The sequence below is a fragment of the Microbacterium hibisci genome, from assembly GCF_015278255.1.
Classification (GTDB): Bacteria; Actinomycetota; Actinomycetes; order Actinomycetales; family Microbacteriaceae; genus Microbacterium; species Microbacterium hibisci.
Genome location: NZ_JADIJC010000003.1, coordinates 1 through 12,114 on the forward strand (window position 1 = coordinate 1; position 12,114 = coordinate 12,114).

Here is a 12,114-nt window from a genome sequence, read left to right on the forward strand (position 1 = left end):
GTCCCGGGAGCCGCCGGGGCAGCCGGACGCGCCGGACCGGGCTTCGCAGCCGGACCGGGCCGTGCCGCGGGCGCGCCGGGCTTGGCCGCGGGCGTCGCGGCAGCGGGCTTCGCCGACGCGGGAGCCGCGTCAGCGGACTTGCCCGCGCCGTCGGCCTCGAGCGCGGCGCGCAGCTTGCGCGCCACAGGGGGTTCGATGGTGGACGAGGGGCTCTTGACGTACTCGCCGAGCGCCTTCAGCTTCTCGAGCGCGACCTTGCTGTCGACGCCGAGCTCGGAAGCGATCTCGTGCACGCGTGGTTTGGCAGCCACAAATTCTCCTGTCTGGGTCCACCCAGACAGGGCAGACCGTTAATCGCGGACGGGTCTCATTTCGAGCCGTTCACTTTGTTTCCATAGCCGTTCAGCCTTTTCGCTGGATGTGCTCTTCGATGGTCTGCGTGTCAAGCGGGCCTGACACACGCAATGCCCGCACGAAGGCGCGACGCCGGATGGCGGCATCCACGCACTCGCGCGTCTCGTGCACCCACGCGCCCCTTCCGGGCATCGACGCGCGCTCGTCGGGGACGAGGACGGAATCGATGGAAACCACCCTGAGGAGGGCGGACCGGGGAGCACGCGTGCGGCATCCGACGCACGTTCGTACAGGTTCCATGGTACACCGACGGGCTGGGGGGCTGCGCCGGGTCAGCCCTCCTCGAGGATGCTGTCGGGCTGGATGTCGATCTTGGCGCCGGTCAGCTTGGCGGCGAGGCGGGCGTTCTGGCCCTCCTTGCCGATCGCCAGCGACAGCTGATAGTCGGGCACGAGCGCGCGCACGGCCTTGTTCGAGGCATCCAGCACGAAGCTCGACGTCACCTTCGCCGGCGACAGCGCGTTGGCGACGAACTTCGCGAGCTCGGGGTCGTAGTCGACGATGTCGATCTTCTCGCCGCCGAGCTCCTCGGTCACGGCCCGCACGCGACGGCCGAGCTCGCCGATGCAGGCGCCCTTGGCGTTGATCGACGGGTCGTTGGCCTTCACCGCGATCTTCGTGCGGTGGCCGGCCTCGCGCGCGAGCGACACGATCTCGACCAGACCCGCGGGGATCTCGGGCACCTCGAGCGCGAACAGCTTGCGGACGAGGCCCGGGTGCGTGCGCGAGACGGTGATCGCCGGCCCCTTGGCGCCCTTCGCGACCGACGTGACGTACACGCGCAGGCGCGAACCGTGCGCGTAGTCCTCACCGGGCACCTGCTCCTCGGGCGGGAGGATCGCCTCGACCGTGCCGAGGTCGACGTGCACCATGCGCGGGTTGGGCCCCTGCTGCACGATGCCGGCGACGATGTCGCCCTCCTTGCCGCGGAACTCGCCCAGCACGGCGTCGTCGGCGATGTCGCGGAGACGCTGACTGATGACCTGCTTCGCGGCGAAGGCGGCGATGCGGCCGAAGTCCTCGGGGGTCGATTCCTCCTCGCCGACGACGGCGCCCTCGTCATCGAGAAGGGGGATGAAGACGGCGACGTGACCCGTCTTGCGGTCGAGCTCCGCGCGGGCGCCCTCCGGCAGCTCGCCCGTGGGCGAGGTGTGCTTCGCGTAGGCGGTCAGGATCGCCTGTTCGATGATCCGCACGAGCTCGTCGAAGGGGATCTCCTTCTCGCGCTCGACGGTCCGCAGCAGTCCGAGATCGATGTCCACAATGGCCTCCGTATTCAGCTCTCACCGGCGCGTCGCCGCGCCGGAACCCTCCAACATTACCGGATGCCGCATCCCGCGGTGCAGGGAGACCCCGAGGCCCACGGGGCGCCGTAGCGGGGCGGGCTGCGCGTCGTCGCTACAACGACCCGCAGTCGTCGACGTGGGTGGCGGCGCGGTTGAGACGGGCGTCGGTCCACGTGAGGAGGACAGGCACGAAGTGCGAGCCCGGGAGCAGGGTCCGCAGGTGGTCGTAGCCCCGGTACTCGAGACGGCGCACCTGGTTGCCGTCGGCGCAGAGCCGGTCCACGAACTGGTGCTGAAGGTGCGGCGGGATCACCTCGTCCTCGTCGCCCCACGCGATGAGGATCGGCTGCGACCACGGGCCGGTGGGCGTGTTGTCGGCGAGACGGCGGCCGAGTGCGCCCTCCGTGAGGTCGCCGACGAAGAGCGGACGGTCCTCCGACACGCCCAGCGCCGTCGCCACCGACACGATCACCCCGGGTTCGGTGGGACACCGCTGGGTCATCTCGCGGACGATCGCCTCCGATCCCGGTGCGATGTAGCGGGTCAGGTCGACGTCCTCGTAGGTGTCGGCGTACGGCACCAGCACCCACGAGATGAGGATGGACAGCAGGGCGTTCGCATCGCCGCCGGTGAGCTCCTCCGCCAGTTCGACGGGCTCGGCGGCGGGTGCCAGCACGGCCGTGCCGCGGACATCCAGCTCGGGCGCGTAGTCGCCCGCGATCTGCGACGTCCACAGCGCCGCGTGCCCTCCCTGCGAGTGCCCCCAGACCGCGGTGCGGCTCGACAGCGTGACGCCGTCGAGCTCGCGCGCCGCGATCGCGGCGTCGAGCGAGGAGCGTGCCTCTCCGCGACCGATGAGGTACGGGAAGACGCCCGGTGCACCCTGGCCCGAGTAGTCGGACGCGACGACCACCCAGCCGCGCGCGATCGCCTCGTCGAGTCCGGGGATCGCCCACTTCGTCGCGGAGGCGTCGCGCAGACTCGGCGCGCAGCCCCGGGCGACCCCGGTCGTGCCGTGGTTCCAGAGGACGACAGGCCGCGGCCCCGGGGGAGGGTCCTGCGGCACGATGACCAGCGCGCTGGCGACCGCCGGCTGACCTCCGGCGTCGCGCGTGGTGTAGAGGATCCGCTTCACGTCGGCACCGGCGGGCTTCTGACCCGAGAAGTCGTCGGCGCGGATCAGCCGTCCGTGCTCGTAGGGGACGACGGCCGGCGGATCGTAGAAGGCGTCGACGACCTGCGCACCGTCCTCGAGCCACGAGTTCGCCCACCAGCCGCCGGCGGCGAGTGCGACCAGCAGCACGGCGAGGACGTACCGGCCCGCCGCGAGCCAGGCGGCGCGCGCCCTGCCGCGGCGGGGCGCCGGTCCGGCCGTCTCCCCTTCGTCGTCAGCGCGGCGGCCCGCGGCCGGCACCGAGCGCCCGCCCTCGACGAACGCGCGCACGGCGCGCACCAGCATCGCCGCGCCGAAGACGATGGTGCGCAGCCCGAAGACGACCGCGACCACGAGCACCGTGACGTCGGGCCACGCGAACGACAGGATGCCGAACGCGATCTGCGCGCCGCCCCACACGCCCGCCAGCACCCGCTGGCTCACGGTGCCGCCCGCCACCGCGTCGTAGAACGACGCGAGGCCGCCGAGCAGGAGGAGGATCGCGATGATCTGGGGCAGCAGCTCGAGGGTGCGGCCGAGGCCGAGCAGGATCGCCAGCCCCAGGAGCATCCACGCCGCACCGAACGCGACGCGTGACCACAGCGGCGTCTCCGGCGCCGCGAACATGCGCGCGAATCCAGAGAAGACGGCGCTCAGCCCGACGTAGACCGTGAGCAGGACGAGCGAGGTGAGCGGCCTCGTCACGATGAGCAGCCCCACCAGCAGCGAGAGAGCCCCGACCACGACCAGCACGGCCGGCGGCGCCCCGCGCACGAGGCGCGGCACCACGCTCCACCCCGTCGCGGGCTGGCGAGGGGCCTCCCGGATCATCCGCCCCATGATAGGCGGGCGCCCTGTGGCGGAACTGAGCCGAGGCGCGATCAGGACCGCGGGCGCTCGATCGCGCCCGGCGCCATGCCAGGCCGCCTGTCGCGCGTCAAGTCCCCGCCGCCCTTCGGCGCCCGGTCTACCGTGAGGGGGTGATGAGCCGGGAGAGCGTCAAGGCGAACGCCAAGCAGCTCGCCCGCGACGCCGAGTCCCACCCGGGCTTCGAGGTGGTGGCGCGCGCCGGGTACGTGGCGAACGGCATCATCCACGCGCTGATCGGCATCATCGTGCTCGTGATCGCCTCCGGCGGACGTGCCGAGGGCGACCAGGCGGGCGCCATGAAGGCCGTCGCCGGCGCTCCTGCCGGCTTCGTGCTGCTGTGGCTGATCGCCATCGGACTGTTCGCGCTCGGCGTGTGGCATGCCGCGGAGGGTCTGCTCGCGCACGACCGGTCCGGTGACGCGAAGGGCGCCGCGCGCAAGTGGGGCCGTCGTTTCGCGGAATGGGGGCAGGCGCTCGTCTTCGTAGTGCTGGGGCTCATCTCGGCCGCGATCGCCATCGGCGCCCGGCCCGACGCCGAGCAGACCACCGAAGACGCGAGCGCCAGCCTGCTCCAGGTTCCCGGCGGGCCGATCCTGCTCGCCCTCATCGGTGTGGGGATCGGCATCGGGGGCGTGACCTTCGTCGTCATGGGAGTTCGCCGCAGCTTCCGCAGCCGGATCGAGACACCCGACGGCGCACTCGGTCGCGGCGTCGTCGTGCTCGGTGTCGTGGGGTTCGTCGCGAAGGGCGTGGCGCTCACGATCATCGGCGTGCTTCTCGTCGTCGCCGCGATCGACGACGACGCCGACACCGCCGGCGGGCTCGACGGCGCCGTGGATGCGCTGCTGAACCTGCCGCTGGGTCCGGTCCTGGCATGGGTGGTCGGCCTGGGCTTCCTCGCTTACGCGGTCTTCACGGTCGCCCGCGCACGCTTCGCACGGATGTGAGCGGGACCGCCGAAGCGGCTGCGTTCCGAGCGTGGCCGGCCGGTTGGGTGGCGGCATCCGTCCTGTCAATGGCCTGGCGAAGCCGCTCGGCGGCAACGACCGTGGAAGCATGACGAACGCAGAGGAAGACCTCGTGACCGGTCCGGAGGCGATCGCCCGGGTCAAGGAGCTGGTCGAAGACATCGACTTCACGATGCTGACGACCCGGGACGCGGCCGGGAACCTGGTCAGCCGCCCGATGAGCACGCGGCAGATGGACGACGCCGGCGACATCTGGTTCTTCACCCTGGCCGGCACGAGCAAGGTCGCCGAGTCGCAGGCCGACCCGCAGCACGACGTGGGACTGGCGTACCTCGACTCGAAGGGCCACCGCTACGTCTCCGTGGCCGGGCGCGCCGAGGTGGTCCGCGACGAGGCGAAGATGAAGGAGCTCTACTCCCCCAGCCTCGACATCTGGTTCGAGGACGGCCTCGACACCCCCGGCATCGTGCTGCTGCGCGTGACGCCCGTCGAGTGCGAGTTCTGGGAGCCGAAGCACGGCAAGCTCGTCACCGCCGCGGGCATGCTGAAGGCGCTCGTCACCCGCGACACCCCCGACGACACCATGTCGCACGGCCGAGTGAGCTGCTGACACCCCGCGACGCCGCGTCCTCAGGCCCCGAGGACGCCGCGTCCTCAGGCCCCAAGACGCCGCGCCCCCTCGGAGAGGGAGCGCGGCGTCTGCGTGAGCGTCGTCGGATCAGGCGCGGTAGACCTGCACCACCGATGGCCGCGGCGCGTTCGGCACATCACCCGGCTGCGCCGAGCCGTAGTCGGGGAACAGCGAGGTCGGAGCCGCGACGGAGCCGCCCTCACCCGGGTGCTGCACCGCGACGAACACCATGCCCTCGCGGTCGTGGATCACCGGACCGCAGGTCTCGGCCTCGCGGGGCACGGCCAGGAACTGCTGCACGTGGCCGCGCTCGGCGCCCTCCAGCGGAACCAGGAACAGGCCGTCGTTGTAGCCGATCGTGCTCGGCGCGCCGTCGGTCGAGACCCACAGGTTTCCCGCCGAGTCGAAGGCGACGTTGTCGGGGCACGAGATCGGCGACACGAGCTCCTTCGGGAACCCGGCGAAGTACGAGTTCGCGAAGACCGCCGGGTCGCCGCAGAGGAGCAGGATGCTCCAGCCGAACTGGGTACCGGACTGCCCGGCCGTCTCGGTGATCTCGATGACGTGACCGTAGCGGTTGCCGGTGACGGGGTTCGCCTCGTCGAGCGTGGCGGCCGAGCGCGCCGAGTTGTTGGTCAGGGCCAGGTAGACCTTGCCGGTCTTGGGGTTGGGCTCCACGTCCTCGGGACGGTCCATCTTGGTGGCGCCCAACGCGTCGGCGGCCAGACGCGTGTAGACGAGCACCTCCTCCGTCGTGAAGCCGGGGACGACCGACTGTCCGTTCTGCGTGAGGGCCTTCCACTCCCCGCCACCGTCGAACTTGCCGTCGGCGGGCAGGGCACCGGTGCCGGTGATCTCACGGGCGGGCGAGTTGCCGGTGAACTTCGCGACGTAGAGGTCGCCCTCGCTCAGCAGCTCGAGGTTCTTCTTGCGCGAGCCCGAGATCTTGTTCTTCGAGACGAACTTGTAGAGGTAGTCGTTGCGCTCGTCGTCACCCATGTAGGCGACCACGCGGCCGTCCTCGGCGACGATGACGTTCGCGCCCTCGTGCTTGAAGCGGCCCATCGCCGTGTGCTTGCGGGGCGTCGACGTCGGGTCCTGCGGGTCGATCTCGACGATGTAGCCGAAGCGGTTGGGCTCGTTGACGTAGTCCGGGTTGTGCGCGTCGAAGCGCGGGTCGTACTTCTCCCAGCCCGTCTCGGTCACGGTCGACGACGTCGACTGGTAGCGCTTCTGCGCGGGTGTGTCGGCCGCCCACGCGAAGTAGCCGTTGAAGTTCTCCTCGCCCGAGAGGATGGTGCCCCACGGGGTCGTGCCGCCGGCGCAGTTGCCGAGCGTACCGTGCACCCAGCGACCCTCGGGGTCGGCGGCGGTCTTCACGAGGTCGCTGCCCGCGGCCGGGCCGGTGAGCTCGAACACCGTCTCGACGGTGATGCGGCGATTGCGCTTGCCGTCGACCACGTACGACCACGGCGCGCCCGTGCGCTTGCGCGTGATCTCGACGACCGACATGCCCTGGGCCGCCTTGAAGATGTCGCCACGGCGCTGCAGCTCGGCCGGGTCGGACGACGGCGCGAACATGATGTTCGGGTTGCAGTACTCGTGGTTGTTGACCAGCACGCCGGTCTTGCCGCTCGGGTCGGCGACGATGTCGAGGTAGTCGCTGTTGTACCCGAACTGCAGGGCCTGCGCGGCCGGCGTCTGCGCGGTGAAGTCGAACACCGGGGCGTTCGAGAACAGCGGGTCGCCCCAGCGGATGATCGGCTGCCACGTGTAGCCGGACGGCACGACGAAGTCGTCGACGAAGCGGTTCACGGGCGAGATCGCGTCGAACGCGAGGCTGCCGTTGACCGGGCGGGCGAACGCGGCGCCCGCTCCACCGACGCCCGACGAGCCGGGTCCGGAGAGGGGCGTCTGACCCCGCATGCCGCCGACGGCGATGGCGACGGCGCCCGCCGCGCCCAGGCCCAGCAGCGCGCGGCGCGACAGCGCGGCCGCCGCGACCTCCTGGAACGTCTCGTTGTGCGATGAGTTGCACTCCGGTCCGAGGCACGCATTCGCGCACTTGAGCTGGCAGGTGACGGCGAGGCGCTTGCCTCGCGCGTGGTCGGCCAGGGGAAGGGAACGGCGGAATCCTTCGACGATGCTCACGGGCGTCCTCTCTGCGTGCACAACGGCGTGTGTCGGGGTGGCGCCAGCCTGATCGCGCGCCGCGACCGCCCCGGTAACCGCGGGTGAACGGCGGGCGACGAGAAGATGAGAACGGCCTCATGGGAGGACGGATGCCGCGACCGCGGCTGCGGGGCGCGTGCTCGGCGCACGCGCGAGCGAGGTCAGGAGGCGGGCGGTGCGGACTCCAGTGCGTTGATCGCGGCGATGAGCCGGTACAGCTCGCCGACGCGGAACTGGTTGAGGCGCAGCACCAGCCGGGGCAGGTCGACGCGGTCGTCGTCCTCGCGCTCGACGGTCAGCGGTCCCCGCAGCTCGATCTCGCCTTCGGCCAGCAGGAACCCGAACGCGGCGTTCAACGCCGCGCCCTCGGCATCCGTCGGCGTCGCCTTCAGCCTCAGCACCAGACGCTTGCCCACCCACCGCAGCGAGTCGTAGTTGCGGTAGAAGCCGGTCAGCTCGGCGACGGCCGCCTCGACGGAATCGGTGACGAGGACGCGATCGAAGTCGCCCTCGGAGATGACGCCGGACGGCAGCAGGTAGTCGTCGACGAAGCGGCGCAGGCCCGACCAGAAGCTTCCGCCGGGCGCGTCGAGCAGCACGATGGGCGTGGGGTCGGCCTTGCCGGTCTGCTGCAGGGTGAGCAGCTCGAACATCTCGTCGAGCGTGCCGAACCCGCCCGGGACGCAGACGAAGCCCCGCGACTCCTTGACGAGCATGAGCTTGCGCGTGAAGAAGTACTTCATCGCGACGTTGCGGGCGTTCGCGCCGACGATCGCGTTGGGCTTCTCCTCGAAGGGCAGCCGGATCGAGACGCCGAGCGAGCTGTGCGGACCGGCGCCCTCGGCGGCGGCCTGCATGATGCCGGGGCCCGCGCCGGTCACGACCATCCAGCCGTGCTCGGCGAGAGCGGCCGCCACCTCGGACGCCTGCCGATAGAGCGCGTCGTCGGGCAGCGTGCGCGCAGACCCGAAGATCGTCGCCTTGGGCACGTCCTCGTAGGGATCGAACAGCTGGAAGGCCGCCCGCATCTCGGTCAGCGCCGAGCTCGCGATCTTGAGATCGAGCCGGCCGGCTCCGTCCAGGCCCAGCCCCACCCCGGTCGCGAGGATGCGCGCCACGAGATCGGCGTTCTGGCTGATCCCGGCGTCGGACAGGATCCGTCGCAGGTCCTCGGTCACTTCGGGCGGCACTGCGGCGCTGTGGGTCATGCCCCCCACGTTGCCACGTCCGCGCGGCATTCGGGACGCGCGCACGCGACCGCTGGCCGAGGCCGACCGCTCAGCGCGCAGTGAGGCGTGCGACCACGTCGGCGACGGGGAGGGTCTCGCGGTCCCCCGTGCGACGGTCCCAGAGCTCGACCTGGCCCTCGGCCGCGCCGCGACCGACGATGACGATCTGCGGCACGCCCACGAGCTCCGCGTCGCCGAACTTCACGCCGGGCGACACCTTGAAGCGATCGTCGTAGAGCACGTCCAGCCGCGCCGCTTCGAGGTCGGCCGACAGCTGCTCGGCGACTTCGAAGACGACGGACTCACGGCCCGTCGCGACGACGTGCACATCGAACGGCGCGACCGAAGCGGGCCAGATGAGGCCCTTCTCGTCGTTGTTGAGCTCGGCGATGATCGCGAGGATGCGCGTCACGCCGATGCCGTAGGAGCCCATCGTGACGGTCACGAGCTTGCCGTTCTCGTCGAGCACCTTGAGCCCGAGCGTCTCGGCGAAGAAGCGACCGAGCTGGAAGACGTGCCCGATCTCCATGCCGCGCGCGAGCTCGACCGGCCCCGAGCCGTCGGGAGCCGGGTCGCCGGGGCGCACGTTCGCCACCTCGATGAAGCCGTCGCCGGTGAAGTCGCGCCCGGCGACGAGCGTGTGCACGTGCTTCTGGTCGATGTTCGCCCCGGTCACCCAGGCCGTGCCGTCGACCACGCGCGGGTCGAGCAGGTAGCGGATGCCGGTCGCAGACTCCTCGCCGAGCACCGCGCCGGTCTCGGACCACGGGCCGATGTAGCCCTTCACCAGTAGCGGGTGCTTCTCGAAGTCCTGCTCGGTCGCGGCCTCCACCGCGGCGGGTGCGAAGGCGACCTCCGCCCGCTTGTCGTCGATGTCGCGGTCGCCGGGGAGGCCCACGATGACCAGTTCGCGTGTGCCGTCGAGGTGCGTGAGCGCGAGCACGACGTTCTTGAGCGTGTGCGCCGCGGTCCACTGGGTCGCCTCGGCGGTCGCCGGTCCGGCGATGCCGGGCGCGGGGGCGTCGAGGTGCGCGTTCGAGTGGTCGACGAGCGTCTGGATCGTGGGGGTGTTCGGCGAGTCGAAGATGACCGGCGCACCGAGCCCGTCGAAGGAGATCGGCTCGGGCGGGGTCGTCGTGTAGGCCTCGACGTTCGCGGCGTAGCCGCCGGCCGAGCGGACGAACGTGTCTTCGCCGACGGAGGTCGGGTGCAGGAACTCCTCCGAGCGCGCACCGCCCATCAGGCCGTTGTCGGCGGCGACGATGACGTACTCGAGCCCGAGCTTCTGGAAGATCCGCTCGTACGCGTCGCGCTGCGACTGGTACGAGGCATCCTGTCCCTCGTCCGTGTAGTCGAACGAGTACGCGTCCTTCATCGTGAACTCGCGTCCGCGCAGGAGGCCGGCGCGCGGGCGCGCCTCGTCGCGGTACTTGTCCTGGATCTGGTAGATCGTCAGCGGCAGGTCCTTGTACGACGAGTACATGTCCTTCACGAGGAGGGTGAACATCTCCTCGTGCGTCGGGGCGAGGAGGTAGTCGGCGCCCTTGCGGTCCTGCAGGCGGAAGATGCCGTCGCCGTACGAGGTCCAGCGGCCCGAGGCCTCGTAGGGCTCGCGAGGAAGAAGCGCGGGGAAGTGCACCTCGTACGCACCGGCGTTCGTCATCTCGTCGCGGATGACCGCTTCGATCTTCGCCTTGACCTTCAGGCCCAGCGGCAGCCACGTGAAGACGCCCGGCGCGGCCCGCCGGATGTAGCCGGCGCGCACGAGCAGCCGGTGGCTCGTGACCTCGGCGTCGGCGGGGTCTTCACGGAGCGTGCGGAGGAAGAAGTGCGACAGACGGGTGACCACGAGGGTCAAGTCTAGGACGAGCGGATGCCGCGTCCGGCGTGCGTCCTCGCGCGCGGCTCGCGGGTGACGCGGCGAGCACCCTGCCTACACTGATCGGGTGCCTGCACGCCGCCCTCGACTGGTCCCCGCCCGCGCCCACGACGAGCTGGTCGAATCGCTCGCGACGCTGCGTCAGGATCTCGAACTGCCCACCGCTTTCCCTCCCGACGCGGACGCCGAGGCGCGGCGCTCCGCCGTGGAGGTGGCCGTCGACCCGTCGGCGTCGGGTCTGCACGATCTGCGCGAGGTGGAGTTCCTGACGATCGACCCCGCCGGCTCGACCGACCTCGACCAGGCGCTGCACCTCGAGCGCACCGCCACGGGCGCGGTGCTGCACTACGCGATCGCCGACCTGCCGGCGTTCGTGGCGCCCGGCGGTGCGGTCGACGAGGAGGCCCGGCGGCGCGGGCAGACCCTCTACGCCGCGGACGGCCGCATCCCCTTGCACCCTGTCGTGCTCAGCGAGGATGCCGCGTCGCTCCTCCCCGGTCTCGACCGGCGCGCGTTCGTGTGGCGGTTCGTGCTCGACGACGGCGCGCAGCCGGTGGAGGTCACGCTCCGGCGCGCGGTCATCCGGTCGCGGACGCAGTGGACCTACGCCGACGCGCAGGCGGCCGTGGACGCGGGCACGGCGCCGCCGAGCCTCGACGCCCTCGCCTGGTTCGGCGCCCTCCGGCTCGAGCGCGAGTCGGAGCGCGGCGGCGCGAGCCTGAACGTTCCCGAGACGCGCATCGTCGCCGACGACGGCGGCTACCGGCTGGAGCGCGACGCGCCGCTGGCGATCGAGGACTGGAACGCCCAGGTCTCGCTCCTCACCGGCATGGCCGCGGCCGACATCATGCTGCGCGGCAGCATCGGCATCCTCCGCACGATGCCGGCCGCCGAACCCGACGACGTCGCCGCGTTCCGGCGGCAGACGGTGGCGCTGGGCATTCCGTGGGAGGACGGCGTCCGCTACGGCGACTACCTGCGCGGGCTCCACCGCGAGTCGCCGGCGGCACTCGCGATCCTGGACGCGGCGGCCGGACTCTTCCGGGGCGCGGGCTACGAGGCGTTCGACGGCACGCCGCCCGACGATCCGCTGCAGGCGGCGATCGGCGCGCCCTACGCCCACGTCACCGCTCCCCTGCGCCGGCTGGTGGACCGGTGGTCGCTCGTCATCTGCGAGGCGCTCGCGAACGGCCGAGAGATCCCCGGGTGGGCGCGCGAAGGGCTGGCATCGCTCCCGAAGACCATGGCGCGCAGTGACGGCGTCGCCAACCGGCTCGACGCCGCGACGCTCGACCGAGTGGAGGCAGCGCTTCTCGCGGGGCAGGAAGGGCGCGTGTTCGAGGCCGTCGTGCTCGGCCGCCGGGAGGACGGCGCGCGCGTGCAGCTCTCCGACCCGCCGGTCGCGGCGAAGGTCGCCGGTCTCGACACCGCACCGGGCGAGACCGTCCGGCTGCGGCTCGTGCGTGCCGACATCGCCACCGGCGCCGTGGTGCTGGAGGCGACCGCCTAGCC

The 12,114-nt window shown here is 71.5% G+C and carries 10 protein-coding genes; 3 read left to right on the forward strand and 7 right to left on the reverse strand.

Features of this window, described 5'->3' with window-relative positions; translation table 11 throughout:
* From IM770_RS06885 to IM770_RS06900, 4 genes are all read right to left on the reverse strand, one after another.
* The coding region (locus tag IM770_RS06885; protein ID WP_307785394.1) for a translation initiation factor IF-2 N-terminal domain-containing protein at positions 1-311 on the reverse strand (311 nt) is incomplete at its 3' end.
* A gap of 91 nt (positions 312-402) precedes the next feature.
* A complete protein-coding gene (locus IM770_RS06890; RefSeq protein WP_203580408.1) occupies positions 403-654 on the reverse strand; it encodes a YlxR family protein in 252 nt (83 codons plus the stop codon).
* A 32-nt stretch (positions 655-686) separates the two neighbouring features.
* On the reverse strand, positions 687-1,676 hold the full coding sequence (nusA, locus tag IM770_RS06895) for a transcription termination factor NusA (RefSeq protein WP_203580409.1): 990 nt from the start codon (positions 1,674-1,676) through the stop codon (positions 687-689).
* 136 nt (positions 1,677-1,812) lie between these two features.
* Positions 1,813-3,684, reverse strand: a complete 1,872-nt coding sequence (locus IM770_RS06900; protein WP_239065898.1) for a lipase family protein — start codon at positions 3,682-3,684, stop codon at positions 1,813-1,815.
* Positions 3,685-3,836: 152 nt separating this feature from the next.
* On the opposite strand from IM770_RS06900, the gene IM770_RS06905 reads away from it, so the two are divergent.
* Positions 3,837-4,670, forward strand: a complete 834-nt coding sequence (locus IM770_RS06905; protein WP_203580411.1) for a DUF1206 domain-containing protein — start codon at positions 3,837-3,839, stop codon at positions 4,668-4,670.
* 109 nt (positions 4,671-4,779) lie between these two features.
* Complete coding sequence (locus IM770_RS06910; protein ID WP_203580412.1) at positions 4,780-5,301, forward strand: pyridoxamine 5'-phosphate oxidase family protein; 522 nt, start codon at positions 4,780-4,782, stop codon at positions 5,299-5,301.
* 108 nt (positions 5,302-5,409) lie between these two features.
* Here IM770_RS06910 and IM770_RS06915 read toward each other — a convergent pair whose 3' ends face one another.
* The 3 genes from IM770_RS06915 to IM770_RS06925 all read right to left on the reverse strand — a co-directional run bounded on the left by IM770_RS06915 (position 5,410) and on the right by IM770_RS06925 (position 10,572).
* The gene (locus IM770_RS06915; protein WP_203580413.1) at positions 5,410-7,473 is read right to left on the reverse strand and encodes a PhoX family protein; all 2,064 of its coding nucleotides are present in this window, start codon (positions 7,471-7,473) and stop codon (positions 5,410-5,412) included.
* Positions 7,474-7,655: 182 nt separating this feature from the next.
* Positions 7,656-8,702: an LOG family protein gene (locus IM770_RS06920; RefSeq protein WP_203580414.1), complete on the reverse strand. Its 1,047-nt coding sequence runs from the start codon at positions 8,700-8,702 to the stop codon at positions 7,656-7,658.
* 70 nt (positions 8,703-8,772) lie between these two features.
* Positions 8,773-10,572: a proline--tRNA ligase gene (locus tag IM770_RS06925; RefSeq protein WP_203580415.1), complete on the reverse strand. Its 1,800-nt coding sequence runs from the start codon at positions 10,570-10,572 to the stop codon at positions 8,773-8,775.
* A 97-nt stretch (positions 10,573-10,669) separates the two neighbouring features.
* Between IM770_RS06925 and IM770_RS06930 the strand changes: the two genes are divergently transcribed.
* Positions 10,670-12,112, forward strand: coding sequence for an RNB domain-containing ribonuclease (locus tag IM770_RS06930; RefSeq protein WP_203580416.1), 1,443 nt, complete (start codon positions 10,670-10,672; stop codon positions 12,110-12,112).
* The last annotated feature ends 2 nt before the right edge of the window (positions 12,113-12,114 follow it).

Bases quoted from the DNA above. Each gene is read 5' to 3' on its own strand.
- IM770_RS06890 (WP_203580408.1), bottom strand. From the start codon at position 654: ATGGAACCTGTACGAACGTGCGTCGGATGCCGCACGCGTGCTCCCCGG.
- IM770_RS06900 (WP_239065898.1), bottom strand. From the start codon at position 3,684: ATGATCCGGGAGGCCCCTCGCCAGCCCGCGACGGGGTGGAGCGTGGTG.
- IM770_RS06905 (WP_203580411.1), top strand. From the start codon at position 3,837: ATGAGCCGGGAGAGCGTCAAGGCGAACGCCAAGCAGCTCGCCCGCGAC.
- IM770_RS06910 (WP_203580412.1), top strand. From the start codon at position 4,780: ATGACGAACGCAGAGGAAGACCTCGTGACCGGTCCGGAGGCGATCGCC.
- IM770_RS06920 (WP_203580414.1), bottom strand. From the start codon at position 8,702: ATGACCCACAGCGCCGCAGTGCCGCCCGAAGTGACCGAGGACCTGCGA.